19 protein-coding genes and 1 pseudogene are annotated in these 23,496 nt (G+C 68.3%); 10 read left to right on the top strand and 10 right to left on the bottom strand.

The window, feature by feature from the left end:
* Window positions 1-37: 37 nt before the first annotated feature.
* The gene (locus tag ACFQZZ_RS06500; protein ID WP_378675368.1) at window positions 38-1,165 is read right to left on the bottom strand and encodes a M24 family metallopeptidase; all 1,128 of its coding nucleotides are present in this window, start codon (window positions 1,163-1,165) and stop codon (window positions 38-40) included.
* Window positions 1,166-1,456: 291 nt separating this feature from the next.
* On the opposite strand from ACFQZZ_RS06500, the gene ACFQZZ_RS06505 reads away from it, so the two are divergent.
* From ACFQZZ_RS06505 to aroB, 4 genes and pseudogenes are all read left to right on the top strand, one after another.
* The gene (locus ACFQZZ_RS06505) at window positions 1,457-1,915 is read left to right on the top strand and encodes a prepilin peptidase (RefSeq protein ID WP_378675371.1); all 459 of its coding nucleotides are present in this window, start codon (window positions 1,457-1,459) and stop codon (window positions 1,913-1,915) included.
* A 181-nt stretch (window positions 1,916-2,096) separates the two neighbouring features.
* Complete coding sequence (gene aroC / locus ACFQZZ_RS06510; RefSeq protein WP_378676421.1) at window positions 2,097-3,290, top strand: chorismate synthase; 1,194 nt, start codon at window positions 2,097-2,099, stop codon at window positions 3,288-3,290.
* Window positions 3,287-3,805, top strand: a pseudogene (locus tag ACFQZZ_RS06515) (shikimate kinase); the annotation flags it as partial. The gene aroC and the pseudogene ACFQZZ_RS06515, both read left to right, overlap by 4 nt.
* Before the next feature lie 341 nt (window positions 3,806-4,146).
* Window positions 4,147-5,268, top strand: coding sequence for a 3-dehydroquinate synthase (gene aroB / locus ACFQZZ_RS06520; protein WP_378675374.1), 1,122 nt, complete (start codon window positions 4,147-4,149; stop codon window positions 5,266-5,268).
* A gap of 68 nt (window positions 5,269-5,336) precedes the next feature.
* Here aroB and ACFQZZ_RS06525 read toward each other — a convergent pair whose 3' ends face one another.
* Genes ACFQZZ_RS06525 through alaS form a run of 5 tightly spaced genes read right to left on the bottom strand, consistent with a single transcriptional unit; the run spans window position 5,337 to window position 11,442 of the window.
* Window positions 5,337-5,810: a B-4DMT family transporter gene (locus ACFQZZ_RS06525; RefSeq protein WP_378675376.1), complete on the bottom strand. Its 474-nt coding sequence runs from the start codon at window positions 5,808-5,810 to the stop codon at window positions 5,337-5,339.
* Between the two features lie 47 nt (window positions 5,811-5,857).
* Window positions 5,858-6,730, bottom strand: a complete 873-nt coding sequence (locus tag ACFQZZ_RS06530) for a shikimate dehydrogenase (RefSeq protein ID WP_378675378.1) — start codon at window positions 6,728-6,730, stop codon at window positions 5,858-5,860.
* Entirely contained in the window at window positions 6,720-8,201 is a 1,482-nt protein-coding gene (gene mltG, locus ACFQZZ_RS06535; RefSeq protein WP_378675381.1) for an endolytic transglycosylase MltG, read from the bottom strand. Before mltG ends, ACFQZZ_RS06530 begins: the two co-directional genes overlap by 11 nt.
* A complete protein-coding gene (gene ruvX, locus ACFQZZ_RS06540; protein WP_378675384.1) occupies window positions 8,198-8,779 on the bottom strand; it encodes a Holliday junction resolvase RuvX in 582 nt (193 codons plus the stop codon). Before ruvX ends, mltG begins: the two co-directional genes overlap by 4 nt.
* Window positions 8,779-11,442: an alanine--tRNA ligase gene (gene alaS / locus ACFQZZ_RS06545; RefSeq protein ID WP_378675387.1), complete on the bottom strand. Its 2,664-nt coding sequence runs from the start codon at window positions 11,440-11,442 to the stop codon at window positions 8,779-8,781. The genes ruvX and alaS overlap by 1 nt, the downstream gene beginning before the upstream one ends.
* A 380-nt stretch (window positions 11,443-11,822) precedes the next feature.
* Here alaS and ACFQZZ_RS06550 point away from each other — a divergent pair, with 380 nt between their 5' ends.
* A complete protein-coding gene (locus ACFQZZ_RS06550; protein ID WP_378675390.1) occupies window positions 11,823-12,092 on the top strand; it encodes a hypothetical protein in 270 nt (89 codons plus the stop codon).
* Here ACFQZZ_RS06550 and ACFQZZ_RS06555 read toward each other — a convergent pair.
* A complete protein-coding gene (locus ACFQZZ_RS06555; RefSeq protein ID WP_378675392.1) occupies window positions 12,011-13,357 on the bottom strand; it encodes a replication-associated recombination protein A in 1,347 nt (448 codons plus the stop codon). The two genes, ACFQZZ_RS06550 and ACFQZZ_RS06555, sit on opposite strands and share 82 nt — an antisense overlap.
* A 223-nt stretch (window positions 13,358-13,580) precedes the next feature.
* Here ACFQZZ_RS06555 and ACFQZZ_RS06560 point away from each other — a divergent pair, with 223 nt between their 5' ends.
* From ACFQZZ_RS06560 to ACFQZZ_RS06570, 3 genes are all read left to right on the top strand, one after another.
* Window positions 13,581-15,152, top strand: a complete 1,572-nt coding sequence (locus ACFQZZ_RS06560; RefSeq protein WP_378676424.1) for an alkaline phosphatase D family protein — start codon at window positions 13,581-13,583, stop codon at window positions 15,150-15,152.
* A gap of 155 nt (window positions 15,153-15,307) precedes the next feature.
* Window positions 15,308-15,655, top strand: a complete 348-nt coding sequence (locus ACFQZZ_RS06565; protein ID WP_378675394.1) for a YciI family protein — start codon at window positions 15,308-15,310, stop codon at window positions 15,653-15,655.
* Between the two features lie 4 nt (window positions 15,656-15,659).
* Window positions 15,660-16,928, top strand: a complete 1,269-nt coding sequence (locus ACFQZZ_RS06570; protein WP_378675397.1) for an RNA polymerase sigma factor — start codon at window positions 15,660-15,662, stop codon at window positions 16,926-16,928.
* Between the two features lie 97 nt (window positions 16,929-17,025).
* Here the strand turns inward: ACFQZZ_RS06570 and ACFQZZ_RS06575 are convergent, their stop codons facing one another.
* Window positions 17,026-18,195, bottom strand: coding sequence for a phosphotransferase family protein (locus tag ACFQZZ_RS06575; protein ID WP_378675399.1), 1,170 nt, complete (start codon window positions 18,193-18,195; stop codon window positions 17,026-17,028).
* Between the two features lie 192 nt (window positions 18,196-18,387).
* On the opposite strand from ACFQZZ_RS06575, the gene ACFQZZ_RS06580 reads away from it, so the two are divergent.
* Window positions 18,388-19,479, top strand: coding sequence for a hypothetical protein (locus ACFQZZ_RS06580; protein ID WP_378675402.1), 1,092 nt, complete (start codon window positions 18,388-18,390; stop codon window positions 19,477-19,479).
* A gap of 18 nt (window positions 19,480-19,497) precedes the next feature.
* On the opposite strand, the gene ACFQZZ_RS06585 is transcribed toward ACFQZZ_RS06580, so the two are convergent.
* On the bottom strand, window positions 19,498-20,463 hold the full coding sequence (locus ACFQZZ_RS06585) for a DUF389 domain-containing protein (protein ID WP_378675405.1): 966 nt from the start codon (window positions 20,461-20,463) through the stop codon (window positions 19,498-19,500).
* Window positions 20,464-20,569: 106 nt separating this feature from the next.
* Window positions 20,570-22,381, bottom strand: a complete 1,812-nt coding sequence (gene aspS / locus ACFQZZ_RS06590; protein WP_378676427.1) for an aspartate--tRNA ligase — start codon at window positions 22,379-22,381, stop codon at window positions 20,570-20,572.
* 160 nt (window positions 22,382-22,541) lie between these two features.
* On the opposite strand from aspS, the gene ACFQZZ_RS06595 reads away from it, so the two are divergent.
* Entirely contained in the window at window positions 22,542-23,465 is a 924-nt protein-coding gene (locus ACFQZZ_RS06595) for a neutral zinc metallopeptidase (protein ID WP_378675408.1), read from the top strand.
* Window positions 23,466-23,496: the final 31 nt, after the last annotated feature.

Here is a 23,496-nt window from a genome sequence, read left to right on the forward strand (position 1 = left end):
TCCTCGTTCGTAATATCTACGGTCTCGGCAACCGGCGTCATTCGACGACGGTCAGGTCTTTGCTGGTGTTGGTGAGCAGTTCCGGGCCCCCCTCGCGCACCACGAGCGTGTCCTCGATTCGGACCCCGCCGCGGCCGGGGAAGTACACACCTGGTTCGACGGTCACCGCCACGCCAGACAGAAGTGTACCGGTTCCGGTTTTGGCGATTCCCGGCGCTTCATGGATCTGCAGTCCCACTCCGTGCCCGAGACCGTGCACGAACAACTTCCCGTGTCCGGCCGACTCGATCACCGCGCGCGCCGCCGCGTCCACGTCGGCCACCTGCGCACCCGGCTTCAATGCTTCGCGTCCGGCCCGCTGCGACTCTTGGACCAGTGCGTATACCTCGCGGTGCCAGTCCGTCGGGGCGCCGAGCACGAAGGTGCGGGTCATGTCCGAGTGATAGCCGCCGACCACCGCGCCGAAGTCGAGCTTGACGAAGTCGCCTGCGGCGAGCACGGCCGCGGTCGGCCGATGATGCGGGACAGCCGAATTCGCGCCCGTGGCGACGATCGTCTCGAAAGCCACCGCCTCGGCGCCGTGCTCGAACATGGCCCACTCGAGGTCCCTTGCCACCTGGCTTTCGGTGCGGCCAGGGCGCAGCGCGCCGCGTTCGAGCAACGCGGCAAGCCCGGCATCGCCCGCGGCACACGCGGCGCGCAGCTGCGCGACCTCGTAGGCGTCCTTCACCATGCGCAGCTGTTCGACAAGACCCGGAGTGGCGACGAATTCCAGGCCGCTGCGCTGCTCGACGAAACCATGGTGCTGGTCGACGGTGACGACGTGACTCTCGTAGCCGACCCGGCCGAGCTGCCACTCCCCCGCGAGCTCCACGATGCGTCGGGCGGTGGCCCGTGCGATCTCGGCCCGCAGGTCCGGCACCTGTTCGGCAACCTGGGTCAGGTACCGGCCGTCGGTGCCGATCACCGTGCGCTCCTCGGCATTGCGCATATCCCAGGAGTGCACGAGCAGCGCCGCGTTGGACCCGGTGAACCCCGTCAAGTACCTGATGTTCACCAGATCGGTGACCAGCAGCGCATCGACTTCGTTCTCCACCAGCAGACTCCGCAGCGCACCGCGACGCGCAGCGTAGTCGGGCACACGGCCCGCGTGATCAGCAGACATGTGTCAAAGCTACCGCCGACACACCACAACACGACACGCAACACGTACACCCGCAATCGGTGGATCCCCCTCGGGTGACGCGGTGGCCGGTCGACCACACCCGGGATACGGACAAACGCCGCAATAGGACGCGAACGAAATCCGCTCTGCCCCGCACAATTACGCACCGGCCGACTCGAAATGCCGGGTTGCGGCGCCGAGCGGACCGATCGTTGTTCACATATCGATCGGCTATCAACATTCCGTGCACGATGCTTGATCGGCGGCCACTCCCGACAAAGGCTGGTAGCCATGGACTTTGCCGCATTCTCCCTGCTCGTGGCCTGGTGCGGGGTGCTCACCGTCATCGATATCCGACACCGCAGGCTGCCCGACGCGCTCACCGGATCGGGTGCGCTGATCGTCTTCGGATACGCGCTGTTCACAACACAATTCACAACCGCGCTGCTCGGCGCGGCGCTACTGGCGATCCCCTACCTGATGGTGCATCTGATGACGCCGCGGGCGTTCGGCGCCGGAGACGTGAAACTCGCGATCGGGCTTGGTGCGGTGGCCGCGCTCGGTGGCGTGCAGGCGTGGGTGTGGGCGGCGCTCGGCGCGCCGATGCTCACCGCCGCGCTCGGCGTGGTGGCGCTGGCCGTCCGAAGGATGCGCACCGACGCCGACCGCGGGGAAGAACTCACGCTGCCGCACGGGCCTGCGATGTGCCTGGCGACAACGCTGGCTCTGCTCGTGGCACACGGCAGCTGACGCGACCGCAGACACGCCGGTCCGATCCACTTCGCCTCGGGCTCGGCGGCAATCTCGCGGCGACAACCTGGCCGGTGGCAGCGGGTGGTCCAGTGACCATGTCGCCGGACGGCCGACCGTGCCCGTGATCACGTCGGGCCGCGTGCCGGAGCAGCCGCGCCGACATGGGAAGATGGACAGCGTGTTGCGCTGGATAACTGCCGGAGAATCCCATGGTCCCGCTCTCGTCACCATCCTCGAGGGGATGGTGGCCGGTGTCGAGGTGACATCCGACGAGATCTCCGCGCAGCTCGCGCGCCGCAGGCTCGGGTATGGGCGCGGCGCGCGGATGAAGTTCGAAGCCGACAAGGTCACCATCGTCGGTGGGGTGCGCCACGGCCGCACCATGGGCGGACCGGTCGCGATCGAGATCGCCAACTCCGAGTGGCCCAAGTGGACAATCGTCATGTCCGCCGACCCGGTGGACGAGACCGAGCTCGCCGATCTGGCACGCAATGCGCCACTCACCCGCCCACGCCCCGGGCACGCCGACTACTCGGGCATGCTCAAGTACAACTTCGACGACGCCCGCAATGTGCTGGAGCGGGCCAGCGCCCGCGAGACGGCCGCGCGTGTCGCGGCGGGCACCGTCGCCCGCAACTTCCTACGGCAGGCGTTCGGTGTCGAGGTCGTCTCGCACGTCGTCTCCATCGGAACCGCCGCGAACACCACCGGCCTGGTCCCCACCGCGGGCGATCTGGCCGCCATCGACGAAAGCCCGGTACGCGCGTTCGACAAGGACGCCGAGGCCGCGATGATTGCCGAGATCGAGGCCGCCAAGAAGGACGGGGACACCCTCGGCGGCGTCGTCGAGGTCGTCGTGGCGGGTCTACCCGTCGGGCTCGGCTCCTTCATCAGCGGCGAGAATCGACTGGATTCGCGACTGGCCGCGGCGCTGATGGGCATTCAGGCGATCAAGGGTGTCGAGGTCGGTGACGGTTTCGAAACCGCGCGCCGCCGCGGCAGCCAGGCGCACGACGAGATGCAGCCGGGTCCCGATGGTGTGCTGCGCTCGACCAACCGGGCAGGCGGCCTGGAAGGCGGCATGACCAACGGCGAAGCCCTCCGGGTCCGCGCCGCGATGAAGCCGATCTCGACGGTGCCGCGCGCGCTGGCCACGGTCGACATGACCACCGGCGACGAAGCTGTCGCCATCCACCAGCGCTCCGATGTGTGCGCCGTGCCCGCCGCGGGCGTGGTCGCCGAGTCGATGGTCGCGCTGGTCGTCGCGCAGGCCGCGCTGGAGAAGTTCGGCGGCGATTCGCTGACCGAGACCCTCGACAACATCACCAGCTACGTCAAGCGCATCAGCGCCCGCCCACACGTGCCGCAATGATCGTCCAGACCGATCCGCGCGCACCGCGCGTGGTGCTGGTCGGACCGCCCGGAGCAGGGAAATCCACGATCGGCCGCAAGCTCGCCAGGGAACTCGGTGTCGAGCTGTATGACACCGATGTCGGAATCGAGCGCGAGACCGGGCGCACCATCCCCGAGATCTTCGCCACCGACGGTGAACCCGAGTTCCGCAAGATCGAGGAGCGGGTGGTGCGCCGCGCCATCCTGGCCGAACGTGGTGTGGTGTCGCTCGGCGGCGGCGCTGTGCTGTCCAAGGACACCAGGGCGCTGCTGCGCAACCGCACCGTGGTCTATCTGGAAATCAGTGTGGCCGAAGGACTTCGCCGCACCGGAGCCAGCACGGGCAGGCCGCTGCTCAATGGCGCCGATCCCGGCGCGAAATACCGGGAGCTGATGCGCAAGCGGCGGCCGCTGTACCGGGAGGTGGCCTCGGTCCGGGTGCGGACCGACGGTCGCAGCCCGGGGCGCGTGGTGCGAATGATCATGGCGAAGCTGGGCATGGATTCTGTCCTGTCCCAAGACGCGGAGCCCGACACGGCGGCGACCACGCCGGCAGACATCGCAACAGCTCGGGCCGCGGCACGCGCCCAGGGCACCGGAAATCCGCAGGGCAGCAACAGGTCACGTGCCCGGCGCGCGGCACGGGCGCGCGCCGCGGCTCGCCGCAAGGCCGCACAGGGCGAGCCGCAGCAGCAGAACACGACCGAGGCGACACCGGCGCCGCCGGAAACGTCCGGCGACACACCGACACCAGGCAGCCGGTCGCGGCGTGCTCGCGCCCGACGCGCCCGCGCACGAGCGATCAATCAAACGGCACGAACAGAATCGGAGCACACATGACCGAGCCGACTCGTCTCCAGGTCCGCACCGCCGACCCCTACCCCGTGATCATCGGCCGCGGGTTGCTCGGCGAACTGGTCGAGGCGGTCAGCGGCGCGACCACCGGCGTGCGGACGGTCGCGATCTTTCACCAGCCGCCGCTGGCCGAAACCGCGGAAGCCGTACGGAAGGCCCTGGCCGACACCGGCATCGACGCGCACCGCATCGAGATCCCGGACGCCGAGTCGGGCAAGGACCTGGCCGTCGCGGGCTTCTGCTGGGAGGTGCTCGGCCGCATCGGTCTGACCCGCAACGACGTCGTGGTGAGCCTGGGCGGCGGCGCCGCGACCGACCTCGCCGGGTTCGTCGCCGCCACCTGGATGCGCGGGGTCAATATCGTGCACGTGCCGACCACCCTGCTCGCGATGGTCGACGCGGCCGTCGGCGGCAAGACCGGCATCAACACCGAGGCTGGCAAGAACCTGGTCGGCTCCTTCCACGAGCCCGCCGCGGTGCTCGTCGACCTGGTGACGCTGGAAACGGTGCCGCGCAACGAGATCGTGGCGGGCATGGCCGAGATCATCAAGGCCGGTTTCATCGCCGACCCGGTGATCCTGGAGCTGGTGGAGGCCGACCCTGAGGCCGCGCTCGATCCCAAGGGCGAGGTTCTTCCCGAGTTGATCCGCCGTGCGATCCAGGTGAAGGCGGACGTGGTCGCCGCCGACCTCAAGGAGGCCAGCCTGCGCGAAATCCTCAACTACGGCCACACCTTGGGCCACGCGATCGAGCGGCGTGAGCGCTACCGCTGGCGCCACGGCGCTGCCGTCGCCGTCGGGCTGGTCTTCGCCGCCGAACTCGGCCGCCTTGCCGGTCGCCTCGACGATGCCACCGCCGACCGCCATCGCGCCATCCTGCAGAGCGTCGGCCTGCCGACCAGCTACGACGCCGACGCGCTCCCGCAGCTCCTCGACGCCATGCAGACCGACAAGAAGACCCGCTCCGGCGTGCTGCGGTTCGTCGTCCTCGATGGCCTGGCCAAACCCGGCCGCCTCGAAGGCCCCGACCCGACGCTGCTCGCCGCCGCGTACTCGGCGATCGCGAAGGAAGGCAGCCCGAGCAGCGGCGCGATTCTGCTGTAGCCGAAGACGCTGAACGGCGCATCTCCCTGTGGAGGTGCGCCGTTTCGTTGTGCCTGCCGATGTCCGGGTCAGGCCGGGGTCGGCTCCTTGGTGAGCGCGGTGGGTGGCGCGGACTGGTTGTCGTGACGGCCTGCCAGCATGCGGCCGATGGCGACACCGAGCAGGGCGGGCACGAAAATCAGCAGGACGATGAAGGAGGCGGAGGCGGTCAGTTCGAAGAGCAGTCCGTTGTCGCCGAGGTCGAAGCGGGGCAGCCAGTCCAGGATCCAGGCGACGAGACTGCTACCGAGGCCACCGGCCACCCCGGCCTTCAGCCACAGGATGGTCAGGTCGGAGCCGCGCTCGGGGTCGGGGTGGGCGGCGCGATCCTTGCGACCGTCCAGCACGCCCCAGCACACGATGACGCCGAGCAGGACGACCAGGGCCAGCATCCGCATCCACCCCCCGTGGGTCGGCCAGTACACCATCGCGAATCCCAGCACGGTGCGCAGGACGACAACCAGCGCACCGAGCACTGTGGCTCGCAACACCCAAGCATTCATGCCCAACACAATAACCTGCGCCGCGCGGATCCAAACTAGAACCGGTGTCAGATTTCGCGCGGCTCGAGAGACGCGGCCATTTCGGCGCGCGGAGCGGGACGCCCGGTGAACTGTTCTACTTGGCCGTAGGCCTGGTTCAGCAACATCTCGAGGCCGCTGACCACGGTGTGGCCCGCACGGGCGACTGCCGCGGCGAGCGGGGTCGGCCATGGGTTGTAGATGGCGTCGAGCACAACGGGGGCGGTGGCCACCTGGTCCGCGACGCCAGCGGCGGCCTCGGCGGGGATCGTGCTGACTACGGCGCCCGCTCGCGCGCACGCCGCGCCGATCGCGGCGGGGTCGAATCCGAGCACCGTGGCCGTCATACCGAGACGTTCCGCGAGATCCAGTGCGGTGCGTGCTCTTCCGGCGTCACGCGCGATAACGGTGACCTGCTGCGCGCCGAGCTCGGCGAGTGCCAGCAGGGCCGGGCGCGCGGTGCCGCCCGCGCCCAGCACGACAGCTTCGGCGAGTTCGGTGACGCCGCCGCCGCGCAGGGCGCCGATGACACCGTCCACATCCGTGCAGTCAGCGCGCCAGCCGCCACCGCTAGCGACTGCTTGCAGGTCGCTCGAAACAACACCGATTCGGACCAGCGTATTGGCCGAACCCACCAGGACCGCGCGCTCCGTGCGCTCGGTCGCGTACGCCAGGGCGGCCTCCTTGCCCGGCATGGTCACCGAGAGACCGACCCATTCGGGGCCGAGACCGTCGACCAGGCCGGGCAGCTGTTCGGCAGTGCATTCGATGCGGTCGTAGGTCCAGTCGAGGCCGAGCGCACGGTAGGCGGCCAGGTGTAGCTGTGGGGAGCGGGAATGCGAGATCGGCTTGCCGAGCACCGCTGCCCTGCGGACCGACGGCGCGGCCGATTCACCGCCCACTGTCGAGAATCCCGCTCTGCCTGGCCTTTTCGATATTCCGCAGGTGCTCGTTGTAGCTCTCGGTGAACAGCGTTGTCCCCTGCTTGTCGACGGTCACGAAGTACAGCCAGGTGCCTGCTTCCGGATTCTCCATGGCACGCAGCGCGTTCAGCGACGGCGCGGAGATCGGCGTCGCGGGCAGGCCAGGCATCGCGTAGGTGTTCCACGGCGTGCGCTTGGCCCGGTCCGTGTCGGTGGTGGCCACCTCGGTGCGATCGAGGGCGTAGTTCACCGTCGAGTCGAACTGCAGCGGCTGGTTGACTCGCAACCGGTTCACGATCACCCGCGCGACCTTGCCCATATCCTGTGGCAGCGCTTCCCGTTCCACCAGCGAGGCGGCGATCAACGTCTGATACGGATTCAGTTTGGTCTCGGCGCCCGATTGCAGCAGCCCGGTCGATTCGTAGCTGCGCGCGCTGTCGGTCACCAACTGCTTCAGGATCTGCTCCGGCGATCCACTCGGGTCGAAATCCCAGGTGCCCGCGGAGATCAGACCCTCCAGCTGCCGGCTCCGGTCGGGCACGTCCCGGACCGATTGCTCCGCCCAGGACGGCACACCGAGCGCGGCGAAATCCATGCTCGCACCCGCGGTATCGAGCTGTTCGTAGGACACGCATTTCTTCGCGGACCCGGTGCCGACGCAGCTGGCATCGGAGATCTTGCGGTAGATGCCCTCCTTGCGGGCCCCGGTGTTCACGTCCTGCTGGTCGTGCAGCTGCCGACCTTCGGAGACGACCAGGTTGCCGACCCGCGACTCCTTGCCGACCAGCGCGGTCACGGCCTGCATGGCCGGACTGTGGCTCGGTATCGCGTAATAGCCCGGCTGCACCGCGTTCATGTTCGAATTCCGTACGGCCGCCTCGATGAAGGCGGCACTGCTCGCGACGACGCCCTTGGCCAGCATCGCGTTGGCGATCTGGTTGGAGGTGTCGCCCGGCTGCACCTGCACCACGACCAGCGGTCCAGCCGGTCCCGCGAAATCCTCGGCGGGCCCGAATGCCGATTTCACCCACTTGTACCCGGCGAAGCCCGCGGCGGCGACGAACAGCAGCACGAAGACGCTGGCGATAGCCCACAGATTCCGGCGGCGCCGCTTACGCTCGGCCGCCTTCCTGGACGCGACGCGGGTGCCTCGCCTCCGCGATCCGCCACGTTGGTTCGCCGCCCGAGACTCCGCACCACGCGGTTCCGAACGACGGCCACGTGACCGCTGCGGCTCCTGGTCGTCACTCTCCGGCACCGCGCGGCGCGCACGCTGGCCACCGCCACGTTTCGGCGCGGGAGGCTCCAGCGGCTCCTCGTCGGTGTAGCGCGGGATGACCGTCGTGTCGTCCTCGTAGGCAGCCCAGGCGGCGTCGTCTCGCTTATAGCGGCGCGACTCGACCTCACGCTGTCGGAAGCGTTCCTCGGCCCGCGTCCATCGATCCGTCATGCATCGTCCCCGGACGACGCGGGACGCACCGCTCCGTGCCGCGAGCGCGGCACATCAGACGCAGTTTCGACCGACCTCAACACCGCACTCCGTTCGTCCAACCATCCTTGCAGGATCGATACGGCCGCCGCCTGATCGATTACCTGCCGCTGGCCACGCGCGCGAACTCCACTGTCCCGCAATGCACGTGCAGCTGACACCGTAGTCAAACGTTCGTCGGAAAGTCGGATAGGCACGGGGGCAATCGCCATCCGCAAATAATCCGCGAATGCCATAGCAAGGGTAGCCGCGGAGCCTTTTTCCCCGCGCAAAGTCCGTGGCAGACCCACGATGACCTCGACGGCCTCGTACTCCCGCACAATTTCGGCAATTCTGGCAATGTCAGGTGCCGGACCGCCGCCGCGGGTGTTCTGCTTCGCTCGAGGAACAGTTTCCACCGGCGTGGCGAGGATGCCGTCCGGGTCGCTGGCGGCAACGCCGATCCGGACACTGCCGACATCGACGGCAATCCGCCTACCGCGACCGGGATCAGTCGCCGCGGCGGGCCGGTCGGCTCCGGGACTCTCCGAGTCGGCCATCACCCGGCGAGTTCGGCCACCCGAGCACGGACCGAGACTAGGCCGACTTCGATACCCGAGGGATCCGAGCCCGCGCCCTGAGCCATCTCCGGCTTGCCGCCACCGCGTCCCGCGATGCTCGGCCCGAAGCTGCCGACCAGATCTCCCGCCTTGAAGCCGAGATCCTGTGCGGCCTTGTTGACGGTCACCACGAACGGCACCTTGCCGTCGGCGTTACCCAGCAGCACCACGATGGCGGCGTTGCTGCCGAACCGGCCGCGAATATCGGTGGCCAGTGTGCGCAGATCGCCCGCGGCGACACCCTCCGGCGCGGCGGCGGCGACCAGCAGCACGCTGCCGACCCGCTCGGCCTCTTCGACGAACTTGCCCGCGGCGGACAGCACGGCGGCGACCTTGGTGCGCTCGAGTTCCTTCTCGGCCGCCTTCAGCCGCTCGACCAACTGCTCGACGCGCGCGGGCACCTCCTCCGAGGGCACCTTCAGCGACGACGCGACACCGGCGAGCAGCGCACGTTCCTTGGCCAGATACTTGTACGAGTCGAGGCCGACGAAGGCCTCAACGCGACGCACGCCGGAACCGATCGACGATTCGCCGAGCAGCGTGATCGGGCCGATCTGCGAGGAATGCTGCACGTGGGTACCGCCGCACAGCTCCATCGAGAACGGGCCGCCGATCTCCACGACGCGGACTTCGTCGCCGTAGTTCTCGCCGAACAGCGCCATCGCGCCCATCTGCTTGGCCTTGGTCAGGTCGGTGACGAAGGTGTTCACCGGGAAGTCCGCGCCGATCGCGTCGTTGGACACGGCCTCGATGTCGGTCTTCTGCTGCTCGGAAAGCTGGCCCTGCCAGTTGAAGTCGAAGCGCAGGTAGCCGGGCTTGTTCAGTGAGCCGGCCTGCACCGCGTTCGGGCCGAGGATCTGCCGCAGCGCGGCGTGCACCATGTGCGTGCCGGAGTGGCCCTGGGTAGCGCCACGCCGCCAGGCCGGATCGGCCTGCGCAAGCACGACGTCACCCTCGGTGATCTGGCCCTGCTCGACGGTGGTCTTGTGCACCCACACCTTCTTGGCGATCTTCTGCACGTCGTTCACACGCAGCTTCACGCCGGAGGCGGTGATGGAACCACGGTCGGCGATCTGACCGCCGGCCTCCGCGTACAGCGGGCTGCGATCGAGGATCACCTCGACGTCCTGACCGACGGTGGCGACCGGAACCCGGACGCCGTCGGCGATCAGCGCGAGCACGTGCGCCTCGGAGGTCAGCTCGTCGAACCCGGTGAATTCGGTGGCGCCGCGGTCGACCAGTTCCTTGTAGACCGAGAGGTCGGCGTGCGCGTGCTTGCGAGCCTGCGCGTCGTCCTTGGCACGCTTGCGCTGCTCGGCCATCAGCGTGCGGAAGCCGTCCTCGTCCACGGCGAGGCCCGCCTCGGCGGCCATCTCCAAGGTGAGGTCGATCGGGAAGCCGTAGGTGTCGTGCAGGGTGAAGGCATCCGAGCCCGCAATGGTCTTGCTGCCCTTGGCCTTCACGGCCGCGGCCGTGTTGTCGAACAGGGTGGAGCCGGTGTTCAGGGTCTTCAGGAACGCCGTCTCCTCACCGACCGCGACCGTCTCGATCCGGCGGAAATCGGTGGCGAGCTCCGGGTAGGACGGAGACATGAGGTCGCTGACGACCTTCATGAACTCGCCCATGACCGGCTTCTCCGCACCGAGCAACCGGGCCGAGCGCACGATTCGGCGCAGCAGGCGGCGCAGCACATAGCCGCGACCATCGTTGCCCGGGTTGACGCCGTCGGCGATCAGCATGGCGCCGGTGCGCGCGTGGTCGGCGATCACCCGGAACCGCACGTCGTCCTCGTGCGTGACGCCGTAGGACCGGCCGGTCAGTTCCTCGGCCTTGTCGATGATCGGGCGCAGCAGATCGGTCTCGTACACGTTGTCCACGCCCTGCAGCAGGAACGCGACGCGCTCGACACCCATGCCGGTGTCGATGTTCTTCTTGGGCAGCGGGCCGAGGATCTCGAAGTTGTCCTTGCCGGTGCCCTCGCCACGCTCGTTCTGCATGAACACGAGATTCCAGATTTCGAGGTAGCGGTCCTCGTCGGCCTCGGGGCCGCCCTCGATGCCGTACTCGGGGCCGCGGTCGAAGTAGATCTCCGAGCACGGGCCGCACGGGCCGGGGATGCCCATCGACCAGTAGTTGTCGGCCATGCCACGGCGCTGGATGCGCTCGGCGGGTACCCCGACCTCCAGCCAGATCCGCTCGGCTTCGTCGTCATCGAGATAGACGGTGGCCCACAGGCGTTGTGGATCGAAGCCGTAGCCGCCGTCCTCGACGCTGTTGGTCAGCAGTGTCCAGGCGAAGGTGATCGCCTCGCGCTTGAAGTAGTCGCCGAAGCTGAAGTTGCCCGCCATCTGGAAGAAGGTGTTGTGCCGGGTGGTGACGCCGACGTTCTCGATGTCACCGGTGCGCACGCACTTCTGCACGCTGGTCGCGGTCGCGTAGGGCGGGGTCTGCTGACCGAGGAAGAACGGAACGAACTGCACCATGCCTGCGTTGACGAACAGCAGGTTCGGGTCGGCCAGGATCAGCGAGGCACTCGGCACCTCGGTATGGCCGGCACGGACGAAATGGTCCAGGAAGCGCCGTCGAATCTCGTGGGTCTGCACAGGTATCCAGCCTACCGGTGTGCCGCATCCGAATTTTCAGGGACCGGGGTGGTCCCCGCCACCATTCGGCTATCCCGGCGAACTGGTCACCCCGTCGGCGTCGCGACCGGGCTCCACCGGGTCCAGTACGGCCCACCGCAACGCTTGCGCCGACCACCCGTCGCCTCGGGCCGGACCGTCGCAGGCCTGCCCAGCACGTCGATCTGCCGGGACGCAGCCGACTGCTCGAATCGGCACCGGCTCCTGGTCCATCGCCGCCGTCCAGCACTATCCGCACCTCGAGGCCACAGTGCTCGAACTGCCCGCAATCGCGGCGGTCGCCCGCACGCATCAGCGTGGCCGGGCTCACCGATCGAATCTCGGTGCGCGAAGGCGATGCGATGTCCGGCGACCTGCCGACCGGTTTCGACACGTTCCTGGCGGCCGATCTCGTGCACTACTGGACCTCCGAGCAGAACCGATCGCTGCTGCGCCGTATCCGGGATGGCGCCCGTCCAGGCGCTTGGTTGCTGGTCGCCGATTTCTGGACCGATCCCACGCATACGGAGCCGGTGGCCGCCACCCGGCCCTATCGGCCGCGAACGATCTTGCGCAGCTTCTCGACCCGGCGTTGGATATCGCGTTCGACGCCGTGGTTGGTCGGGGCGTAATAGTCCCGGCCGACGATTTCGTCGGGCGGATACTGTTGCGCCAGTACGCCGTCAGGGTCGTCGTGCGGGTACTTGTAGCCCTTGGCGTTGCCCAGGGCGGCGGCGCCCGCGTAGTGGCCGTCCCGCAGATGCGGGGGCACCGAGCCCGCCTTGCCTGCGGAGATATCGGCGACAGCGGCACCGAGGGCGGCCGGCACCGCGCCGGATTTCGGGGCCGTTGCGAGGTGAATTGTCGCGTGGGTCAAGGTGAGTTGCGCCTCTGGCATGCCGATGAGCTGCACGACGTGCGCGGCCGCGACGGCGGTCTGCAGCGCCGTCGGATCAGCCATGCCGATGTCCTCACTCGCCGAGATCACCAGGCGACGGGCGATGAAGCGAGGATCTTCCCCCGCGCTGATCATCCGCGCCAGATAGTGCAGGGCCGCATCGACATCCGAGCCGCGGATCGATTTGATGAAGGCGCTCACCACGTCGTAGTGCTGATCGCCCGCACGGTCGTAGCGCACGGCAGCCTTGTCCACGCTCGCCTCGACAAGATCCACGTCGACGGTGCCGTCGAGCGAGGATTCCGCCGACGCCTCCAGCGCGGTGAGCGCCCGGCGCGCATCACCGCCGGCAATCCGCACGATGTGGTCCAGCGCGGCATCGGTCACCGAATACGCCCCGCCATAACCACGTGGGTCCGTGATCGCCCGGTCGAGGACGAGACGAATGTCGGCCTCGGTCAGCGACTGCAACTGCAACACCAGCGAGCGCGACAGCAGCGGCGACACCACCGAGAACGACGGATTCTCGGTGGTCGCGCCGACCAGCAGCACGATCCGGTTCTCCACCGCGGCGAGCAGTGCGTCCTGCTGGGTCTTGGAGAAGCGGTGCACCTCGTCGATGAACAGCACGGTCTGCTCACCCGCGCTGAGCCTGCGCCGCGCCACGTCGATGACCGCACGCACCTCTTTCACGCCGGCCGACAAAGCCGACAGCGCCTCGAAGCGCCGACCGGTGGACTGCGAGATCAGCGAGGCGAGGGTTGTCTTCCCGGTGCCGGGCGGCCCGTACAACAGCACCGACGCCGCGCCCGACCCTTCGATCAGCCGCCGCAGTGGTGACCCGGGGCCGAGCAGGTGCTGCTGACCGACCACTTCGTCCAGCGAGGCGGGCCGCATCCGCACCGCAAGCGGCGCGCCGGCATCGCGGCGCACCACGCTATCGATGGTGTGCTCCGAGGGCGCAGTGTCGCCGGGCACGTCGAACAGGCCTTCGCTCACGCTGAGCAGGTTACCGAGACGCACCGACACCGCTGCGCGGCAGCCGCGACAGCCGGTGTCCGCTGTGGCGGCGGGCGATTCGATTTGCTTGTCGACCACACTTCGGATGTGATCACTACCCGTGGCTGAAAACACGGTCGTTTCAGACCCTGGCTCCCTCGGTTCCCTTGCCCGGCGCACCCTGCTGAAAGGTGGTGCCGTGGCAGCGGCCACCGCCACCACGATGGTGGTGGCCGCACCGGCACGCGCCGCCGCTGCACCGGTGTTCCGGCACGGCGTCGCCTCCGGCGATCCGCTGCCCGACGGCGTGATCCTGTGGACGCGCGTCACCGTCTCCGACGACGCGACCCCGGGTTCCGGTGTCGGCGAAGCGGCGGCGGTGCGCTGGGAGATCGCCACCGACGAGCGATTTGCCTCACTCGCCGCGTCCGGAACCACCACGGCCGCTGCCGATTCCGATCACACGGTCAAGATCGACGTGAGCGGTCTCGCGCCCGACAGCGGCTACTTCTATCGCTTCACCGCCTTCGGCGTGAAATCCCCGGTCGGTCGCACTCGCACCGCACCCGCAGCCTCCGCCACACCCGACCGCCTGCGGTTCGGCGTGGTCTCCTGCTCGAACTGGGAGGCCGGATACTTCGGCGCCTACCGGCACCTGGCCGCGCGCACCGACCTCGACGCGGTCGTCCATCTCGGCGACTACATCTACGAGTACCGGCGCGGCCACTACGGCGGCCGCAACGGCTCGGTCCGCCCGCACGACCCGGCGAACGAGATCGTCACGCTGGCCGACTACCGGATCAGGCACGCGCAGTACAAAACCGATCCCGACCTGATGGCGCTGCACGCACTGGTGCCGTTCATCTGCACCTGGGACGACCACGAGTCCGCCGACAACTCCTGGTCCGGCGGTTCCAGCCACCACGACCCCGCCGTCCAGGGCGATTGGCAGGCCCGGCGTGCCGCGTCGGCCCGCGCCTACCTGGAGTGGATGCCGGTCCGCACGAGCGGCTCCGGCGGCGACGTACAGATCTACCGGCGGCTGCGTTTCGGCACTCTCGCCGAACTATCGATGCTCGACCTACGCAGCTACCGCGACCAGGAGACGAAGCCGGGCGCGGGCTGGCGCGAGGCGGACAACCCGGCGCGCACTATCACCGGCAAGGCCCAAATGGATTGGCTGACAGCAGGTTTGGCGTCCGCGCCGGTGCGTTGGAAGCTGGTCGGAAACTCGGTGATGATCGCGCCGATTGTCTTCCCGCCGCTGGAACCGGTAACCACCGCGGCCATTACGACCATGATGGGCGTGCCGCAGGCAGGCATTCCGGCCAACGGCGACCAGTGGGACGGCTACACCGCCGATCGGCAACGCTTGTTCCGTGCGATCACCGACCAGCAGGTCGGCGATGTGGTCTTCCTGACCGGCGACATCCACTCATCCTGGGCCGCCGACCTGCCCGTCGACGCCGCGAACTACCCGGGTGGACCCACCGTCGGCGCGGAATTCGTCGTACCGTCCGTCACCTCGTCCAGCCTCGGCGAAATCATGAAGGCGCCCTCGCGCACGGTCGCGATCCCGGTGGAAGAGTCGATCAAGGGCGCCAACCACCACCTGCGCTACGTCGAACTGGATTCGCACGGCTACGGCGTCCTCGAGGTCAACCCCGAGCAGACCCAGATGGACTGGTTCTATCTCACCGACGTCGCTGACCCGAATTCCGGCGTCCGCCATGGCGCCTCCTACGCCGTCCGCTCCGGCGGCCGACTCGAACCGCGTCGCCCATTGCTGCCCTGACGGCCGTCGCACCGAGGTCGGCCCGGCAAGTCGCGGCACGCGAACCGCGAATCGGGGCAGAATTCTTGCCGACGGTTGTCGATTTCCGTCGAACTCGCTCGTCGGGATGAGTACGGGACCCGAACGGCGGGTCCTGCTACCGAAGGAGCGCTGCCATGAGTCAGTATTTGGTGCTGATCTACGAAGACGAGAACGCGTACGCGACCGCTTCGCAGGAGGTGATGGGCGCGATCTACCAGGACCATGTGACGTTCCAGGAGATCGCGGGTGAGGCGCTGCAAGGCGGCAATGCCCTGCAGCCGACCCCCACCGCTACCTCGATCCGCAAGGGCGACACCGGCGATTTCTCCGTGACCGACGCGCCGTTCGGCGAGGCCAAAGAGGCGCTCGGCGGTTACTACCTGCTCGAAGCGCCGGATCTGGATGCCGCGATCGCGCTGGCCAAGCAGGTGCCCGCTCGATTCGGCGGTGTCGAGGTCCGGCCGATCATGGTGTTCGAATAGACCGATGTCGATCGACACCGAAGCGGCCGAGCGGGCGGCCGCGGCCGTCGAGCAGGCGCACCGTCGCGAATGGGCCTTCGTGCTCGCCGCGACGGTGCGGCTGGTCCGCGATTTCGACCTGGCCGAGGAGTGCGTGCAGGACGCATACGCGAAGGCGCTGACGGATTGGTCGACCGACGGTGTGCCCGCGAAGCCCGGCGCCTGGCTCACCACCGTCGCCCGGCACCGCGGCCTGGATCTGCTGCGCCGTGATTCGACCATGCGGCGCAGCCTGCCGTTGTTGGTCACCGACCAACTCGACGGCGACACAGCCGATCTCGCACTCGCCGCCCTCGACTGTGCCACCGATATTCCCGACGACCGGCTCCGGCTGATCAGCACCTGCTGCCACCCGGCGTTGGCCCGCGACGCTCAGGTGGCACTCACCCTGCGCCTGGTCTGCGGCATCACCACCGCGGAGGTCGCGCGGGCGTTCCTCATCAGCGAGTCGACCATGGCGGCCCGAATCACGCGCGCCAAGAAGAAGATTGCCCTGGCCCGCATCCCCTACCGGGTGCCGTCGGTGCGGGAACTCCCCCAACGCCTCGATGCCATTTGCGCCGTCATCCATCTGCTGTTCACCACCGGCCACACCGCACCCTCCGGCGACTCGCTGGTGCGTACCGATCTCGTGGAGCGCGCACTGCAGTTGGCGCGGATGATGCACGCGCTCGTTCCCGACGATCCGTCGATGACCGGCTTGCTGGCCCTGATCCTGCTCACCGACGCCCGACGGGCGGCACGGGTGGATTCGGACGGCGGACTGTCCACCCTCGCGCATCAGGACCGCTCCCGCTGGGACCGCGCGGCCATCGCCGAGGGCGTCGCATTGGTGAAACACGCGCTGCCGCATACCGATCGGTACACGCTGCAGGCCGCGATCGCCGCGGTGCACGACGAGGCGCCGAGCTGGGAGCAGACCGACTGGCGGGAAATCACCGGCCTGTACGTGCTGCTGCTTCGAGAATGGCCGTCTCCGGTGGTCCGCCTCAACTATGCGGTGGCAGTGGGGCTTTCCGGCAATCCCAGCCGCGCACTCGCGCTGTTGAACGACCTCGCGGTGGAGCCGGCGCTGGCGACCTATGGCTACCTCGAGGCCTCACGGGCGGCGTTTCTTGCCCAACTCGGCCGCACCGCCGAGGCCGCGACGGCCTATGAATCGTCGCTGCTCCTGACCGAGAACACCGTCGAGCGAGCCTATCTCGAAAGGCGTGCGGCCGAACTCGACCCGTAGCCATCGCACGGTCACCGCCGTACTCGAATGCCGGGCACATCGACCCCGACATTCGCCGACGAATCCTTTTCGCTCCAACCCTATTCGGACCGGACCGCTATTCGGACCAGCGCTCCTCGAGCATGGCCGAGACATCCTCGGCGAAGTCGCCGACGGCGTCGTCGCCTGTGCAGCGGGCATCCTCCGCGAGTGCCGCCCAGCGGTTGATCAACGCCTCCGAGCGCGGCACGGAGAGCCCGTGCTCACGGGCCGACGCGATGCGGGCGTGGTCCGCTGGCAGGAACCAGTAGGTGGACAGCCACACCCAGATCAGGCGGGCCTCCAGGATGCGCTCGGCGAGCACCTCGTCGTCGGCCAGTGACTGCCAAACGCCGACGACCTCCGAACGCCACGCCTCGACCATCTGCCTGGCGCGTTCGCGCGACAGTTCGAAGTCGCACAGGCAACCGGGGAACGACACCAACGCGTACGCGATGTCCAGGGTGGCATCGCGGAAGCCGCCCCATTCGTAGTCGAGGAAGCGCGCGCCCTCCTCGTTGAGGATGACATTGTCGGGGCACAGATCCGACGGGCTGAACGCGCGGAAGCGCCCCGCGGAGAACAGGCGGTTGCCGCGCACAATCCGCTCGGCGATCTCACCGGGCACCTCGATGCCGAGTTCGCGCTGCAGCATGCCGGGCACCTCGGAGATGGCGGCCTCGGCCTGCTGAGCGATGCCGTCGACCCGATGCACCACATCGACCCGGCGCAGCAGCGCGACGAAATCCGCTTCGCGCCCAACGGTTGCCGCGTGCATCCGGCCGAGCGCCTGTGCGAAGGCCATCAGCCCGTTGCGGGTCGCCGGTTCCGCGCCGGACTGCAGGACCGCTGTGATACTGGAGTTCTCACCGAGGTCGCTGAGGATGAGCAGCCGGTCCGGCAGGCTGTGCGCGATCAGGTACGCGCCGGGGCGCTGCTCGCGACTCAGCGCGGTGGTGAACTGGTAGGACACCGCCTCGCGCAGGAATGCGGAATCGATGCTGGCGACGCCGGGGGCCAGGCCACCGGTGTGGCGATCCTCGGCGGAGCCGCGGACCTGCTTGACAATCAGCGTCCGCGGCAACGAAAAGGCGTTCTCTGAAACACGTACGCGTAGGACTGTTGTCCTGCCACTGCCGCTGAGCTCGATAGGATCGCTCAGCTTTACCGGAGCACCCATTCGCTTGGAAAGCAACTGTTGCGCTGCGGACACGACTTCGGCGGCGCGTTCGGCCAATAGTGCGGTCATCGCCATTCAAGCTACTCGCACCGGGTCACTTCTAGCGAGCAGTTACACAACCTTTCCGCGTCGTTCGGCGTGTCTCGGTCGAGGTTGCGGAACGAGCGCTCCTTGCTTGACACCATTGCGCGCGTCCGGTTTTCTCATCGTCAACTGCCGTGCGCCACACCGCAAACCAGTTGCGTCGAAAGGTCTACGACAATGGCCGACACACCGTCTTCCACACCGAACGATCCAGCTGGCAAATCTCCCGAGCAGAGCGGTGGCGAGCAGTTCGCCGCACGGCCGGGTCAGCACGAAAGCCCCGACCCACAGTCGCCGGACACCGGCGCTGGACACGGCCGCCACGAGATGGCGGGTCCGGCGGGATACCCGCAGTTCGAGGGCCCGGGCGCGGCCCATTACGGCAGCGAACCGGTGGAGCCACCGCCGCCGGTGACACAGACGCCACACACCGCGGCGCCGCCATTCGCACCGCCGCAACAGCCCGCGCCACACCCGAGCTACGGTCCACCGGGAACCGGTCCGGCGGGTCCGCCGCCCGGTACGATGGCGCCGCCGCTCGGGATGGCGCCGTCATATCCCGGCGCCACGCCGCCACCGCCCAGCATCATGCCGACTCCGCCCGGTGGCCCACAGCCGACCTACGGTTACCAGGCCGCCGACGTCCCGCGCAGTCTCGACGTCGGCAACGCGTTGAGCTATGGCTGGGAGCGGTTCCGGGCGAATCCAGCGCCCTGGCTCGGTGTCACGGCAGTCGGGGTGCTCATCTATCTCGCCTTCGTGCTCCTCGTCCGGATCGTGAACCCGACGTCGCTGCTGTCGCTGCTGATGATCTTCCTGGTAGTGATGGTCGGGATCTGGCTGCTGCAGGCCGCGCTCGTCCGCGGCGCGCTGTACGAAACCGACGGCTACAAACCAGTTTTCGGGTCGTACTTCCATTTCGTGAACGCGGGCAATGTGTTGCTGACCGCGCTGCTGGCGTTCGTGCTCACCGGGATCGGGTGGGCGCTGTGCGTCGTGCCCGGGCTGATCGCCGGGTTCCTGTGCATGTTCGCGCTGCATTACGTCGTGGATCAAGATCTCGGCCCGTTGGCCGCGATCAAGGCCAGCGCCACCCTGGTCGTCACCAATATCGGGCCGGTGCTGCTGCTCGGTCTCGCGGTCATGGTGCTGACCTTCGTCGGCGCTGTCCTGTGCGGTCTCGGGTTGTTCGTGGCGGCGCCGGTGGCGACGATCGCGGTGACCTACGCGTACCGGACATTGACCGGCGGCATGGTCGCACCGCTCTGACCGCAACACCCGCGGTCGCTATCCGATCAGCGGCCGCATTCCGATCCACTGCTTGAAGCGCGCGATGGGTCCGCCCTCGCTGCCCGCGCGAGGGCGCAACTCCAGCACGATCACACTGGCCGCGACGATGCCCGCCAGGTTCACCGCGAGTTGACCCGCCGACATGAACGCGATACGCCATTCCCCCATGGTGGCCGCGACCACCGCGAATCCGGCGGCGGGCACCGTCGTCACCGAAATGAACACCCCGATGAGCGCGGCCGACTTCGCGGTGACCAGCGAGAGCATCCCCGCCCCACCGGCGAGCAGCGCGACAACGAGCGAGAATGGACCGACTTCGTAGATGAAGTCGACGTTCTTGATGTCCTGGATCCCGGCCAGGGTGATCCAGCCGAATTTGTCCCACGCCAGCGTCGCCGCCAGGGTGAACAACATGGCCACCGGGAATCCGATCGCCAGCGCGAGCGCCGAACGGCGCGCGAGCCGAAAATCGCGGCGCACCAACCCCACTGCGAACGCCGCCAGCGGACCGAACTCCGGGCCGACGACCATAGCGCCGACGATCGTCACCGCCGAGTCCGTCGCGACGCCGATGGCGGCAAGCAGGCAGGCGATGGTGAGAAAGGCGACGAAGGTGGAGTTGAGCGCAGACTCCTCGTGCACCTGCCCGAGCAGTTCCTCCCACACCACCGCATCGGTCGGAACCCCCGGTGCCTCGTCGATCGCGCGGTCCCCGGCATCGGAGAGCACGGTCTCCACCGGCCCGAGGGTGATACCGCCGGAATGGGTGATGCCGAGCGCGGTGAGGTCGGCCAGCACATCGTTGGCCGCCTCACGCGCGACATCGGCCTGCACCAGATCGCCCGCGGGCTCCAGCGCGGCCGCCCGAGCCAGGGTCACATGCGTGACGCCCGGGTCGGCGGCCAGCACCGCGAGCACCTTGTCGGTCGACTCCGGCGGACTGATCATGCGCAGGTGCAGCAACGGATTCCCCTCATGGTCGACGTCGGCCGTCGGATCGACGGAGCGAACTCGACCAGAAGGTACCGTTCCGGCGAGCACGGCCGCTATCACGGCCGCGTCGGCGCCGCTACGCGTCGGCGCCCTTCACTGCGTCGCTCTTGGCTGCGTCGCTCTTCTTCTGCTCCGGCTTCGCGTCCAAGCCCGCTTCCTTGCGCTGCTGCGGGGTGATCGGCGCGGGCGCGTCGGTCAGCGGGTCGACGCCGCCACCGGTCTTCGGGAAGGCGATCACATCGCGGATCGAGTCGAGTCCGGCGAGCAGTGCGGTGATACGGTCCCAGCCGAAGGCGATGCCGCCGTGCGGCGGCGCACCGAAAGCGAAGGCGTCCAACAGGAATCCGAACTTCTCCTGCGCCTCCTCATGGCTGATACCCATCACCTTGAAGACGCGTTCCTGGACGTCCCTGCGGTGGATACGGATGCTGCCGCCGCCGATTTCGTTGCCGTTGCACACGATGTCGTAGGCGTAGGCGAGCGCGGAACCCGGGTCGGTGTCGAAGGTGTCGATGGACTCCGGCTTCGGCGAGGTGAACGCGTGGTGCACCGCCGTCCAGGCCGAATAGCCGAGCGCCACATCGCCGCTCGCGGTCGCATCGGCCGTGGGCTCGAACATCGGTGCGTCCACGATCCACACGAACGCCCACGCGTTCTCGTCGATCAGGCCGACCTTGCGGGCGATCTCGCCGCGAGCCGCACCAAGCAGCGCGCGCTGCGCCTTGGCCGGACCGGCCGCGAAGAACACACAGTCACCAGGCACCGCGCCGACGTGCTTGGCCAGGCCCTCGCGCTCGGCGTCGCTGAGGTTCTTGGCGACCGGACCGCCGAGGGTGCCGTCCTCCTGCACCAGGACGTAAGCCAGACCCTTCGCACCGCGCTGCTTGGCCCATTCCTGCCAAGCGTCGAGCTGACGCCGCGGCTGGCTCGCGCCGCCCGGCATCACGACCGCGCCGACATACTCCGCCTGGAACACCCGGAAAGGCGTGTCCTTGAAGTACTCCGCGCACTCGGTGATCTCGACACCGAAACGCAGATCCGGCTTGTCGCTACCGAAGCGACGCATGGCCTCCGCGTAGGTCATGTGCGGAATCGGGAACGGGATCTCGTAGCCGACCAGCTTCCACAGCGCCTCCAGGATCTCCTCGGCGACCAGGATCACGTCCTCCTGGCGCACGAAGCTCATCTCGAGGTCGAGCTGCGTGAACTCGGGCTGACGGTCGGCGCGGAAGTCCTCGTCGCGGTAGCAGCGTGCGATCTGGTAGTAGCGCTCGATCCCGCCGACCATCAGCAACTGCTTGAACAGCTGCGGGCTCTGCGGCAACGCGTAGAAGTTGCCGGGCTGCAAGCGTGCGGGCACCACGAAGTCGCGGGCGCCTTCGGGCGTCGAGCGGGTCAGCGTCGGGGTCTCGACCTCGACGAACTCGTGGGAGGCCAGCACCGTGCGGGCAGCGGCGTTGACCTTCGACCGCAGGCGCAGTGCCTTGCCCGGCGTCTCACGACGCAGGTCGAGGTAGCGGTACTTGAGGCGGGCCTCGTCACCCGGCTGCTCGTCGAGCTGGAACGGCAGCGGAGCGCTCTCGTTGAGCACCTCGAGCTCGGCGACATTCACCTCGATGGTGCCGGTCGGCAGCTCCGGGTTCTCGTTACCGTCCGGCCGCAGCTCGACCACACCGGTGACCCGCACGCAATACTCGGCGCGTAGCCGGTGCGCCTGCGCGGCGGGCTCGCCTTCGCGGAACACCGCCTGCGCAACGCCCGACGCATCGCGCAGATCGATGAAGATCACGCCACCATGGTCACGCCGCCGGGCCACCCAGCCGGTGAGCGTGACGGTCTGACCGGCGTGCTCGCTTCGCAGCGAACCAGCCAAGTGGGTGCGCAGCACGGGATTCCTTTCGACGAATGTGACACCGGAAAGGCCACCCGGTGCGGTTGCCATCGTAGTGAGACACATTCCCCGAGTGAAAACCGATATCGCCGGACCCGTGCCAAGCTATACCGGCGGGGCATGACCGAGGCGGACGGACGAGCAGAAAGCGACGGCGATGACCTTCAACGAGGGCCTGCAGATCGACCCGGACCGAGCTTCGTCCGGCGGTGGGCCCGGCATGGGCGGCAAGCTCGCGCTGGGTGGCGGCGCGGGTGGTCTGATCCTGCTCGTCCTCGGTCTCCTGCTCGGCGGGGATCCCGGTTCGCTGCTCGGTCAGTTGAACGGCACCGAAAACGTGCAGGTGCAGCCGGGCACGGCGGGCACTCCGGAGCATTGCAAGACCGGCGCGGACGCCAATAAGTACGTCGACTGCCGCGTGGTGCTCACCGCGCAGAGCCTCGACTCGGTGTGGGGCGCCGAACTACCCAAGCAGACGGGCAAGCGCTACGTGCAGCCGAAGTTGGTGCTGTTCTCCGGCGCCGTCTCGACCGGCTGCGGCAATGCGACCAGCGCGGTGGGGCCGTTTTACTGCCCGGCCGACCGGACCGCATATTTCGACACCCGCTTCTTCCAGGAATTGGTCGACCGCTTCGGTTCCAGCGGCGGCCCGCTCGCGCAGGAGTATGTGGTCGCGCACGAAATCGGCCACCACATCCAGAACCAGCTCGGCGATATCGGACGCGCCCAGCGCGACCCGCGTGGACCGGAGTCCGGCGCGGTCCGCACCGAGCTGCAGGCCGACTGCTACGCCGGTATCTGGGCGCATTTCGCCGATAAAATGCCCGCGCCCGGCGGCGGCCAGCCGTTCCTGAAGCCGCTGTCCGAGAACGATATCCGCGACGCCCTCTCGGCCGCTTCGGCGGTCGGCGACGACCGGATCCAGCGCGCCGCGCAAGGCCGGGTAAACCCGGAGGCATGGACCCACGGGTCCTCCGATCAGCGCCAGAAGTGGTTTCTCACCGGCTACCGCACCGGCGAGATCAAGGCCTGCGATACGTATTCCGCACCGGACCTGAGCAATCCGCCCGCCCTGCGCTGAACGAACCCCGCTGACAACAACTCTCACCGAT

Source organism: Nocardia sp. GCM10030253 (assembly GCF_042675075.1).
Taxonomy (GTDB): domain Bacteria; phylum Actinomycetota; class Actinomycetes; order Mycobacteriales; family Mycobacteriaceae; genus Nocardia.

What these genes read in the sequence shown, in the direction of transcription:
- ACFQZZ_RS06500 (WP_378675368.1), bottom strand. Translation starts at nt 1,165, where the DNA reads ATGTCTGCTGATCACGCGGGCCGTGTGCCCGACTACGCTGCGCGTCGC.
- ACFQZZ_RS06505 (WP_378675371.1), top strand. Translation starts at nt 1,457, where the DNA reads ATGGACTTTGCCGCATTCTCCCTGCTCGTGGCCTGGTGCGGGGTGCTC.
- aroB (WP_378675374.1), top strand. Translation starts at nt 4,147, where the DNA reads ATGACCGAGCCGACTCGTCTCCAGGTCCGCACCGCCGACCCCTACCCC.
- ACFQZZ_RS06525 (WP_378675376.1), bottom strand. Translation starts at nt 5,810, where the DNA reads ATGAATGCTTGGGTGTTGCGAGCCACAGTGCTCGGTGCGCTGGTTGTC.
- mltG (WP_378675381.1), bottom strand. Translation starts at nt 8,201, where the DNA reads ATGACGGATCGATGGACGCGGGCCGAGGAACGCTTCCGACAGCGTGAG.
- ruvX (WP_378675384.1), bottom strand. Translation starts at nt 8,779, where the DNA reads ATGGCCGACTCGGAGAGTCCCGGAGCCGACCGGCCCGCCGCGGCGACT.
- ACFQZZ_RS06550 (WP_378675390.1), top strand. Translation starts at nt 11,823, where the DNA reads ATGTCCGGCGACCTGCCGACCGGTTTCGACACGTTCCTGGCGGCCGAT.
- ACFQZZ_RS06560 (WP_378676424.1), top strand. Translation starts at nt 13,581, where the DNA reads ATGGTGGTGGCCGCACCGGCACGCGCCGCCGCTGCACCGGTGTTCCGG.
- ACFQZZ_RS06565 (WP_378675394.1), top strand. Translation starts at nt 15,308, where the DNA reads ATGAGTCAGTATTTGGTGCTGATCTACGAAGACGAGAACGCGTACGCG.
- ACFQZZ_RS06570 (WP_378675397.1), top strand. Translation starts at nt 15,660, where the DNA reads ATGTCGATCGACACCGAAGCGGCCGAGCGGGCGGCCGCGGCCGTCGAG.
- ACFQZZ_RS06575 (WP_378675399.1), bottom strand. Translation starts at nt 18,195, where the DNA reads ATGACCGCACTATTGGCCGAACGCGCCGCCGAAGTCGTGTCCGCAGCG.
- ACFQZZ_RS06580 (WP_378675402.1), top strand. Translation starts at nt 18,388, where the DNA reads ATGGCCGACACACCGTCTTCCACACCGAACGATCCAGCTGGCAAATCT.
- ACFQZZ_RS06595 (WP_378675408.1), top strand. Translation starts at nt 22,542, where the DNA reads ATGACCTTCAACGAGGGCCTGCAGATCGACCCGGACCGAGCTTCGTCC.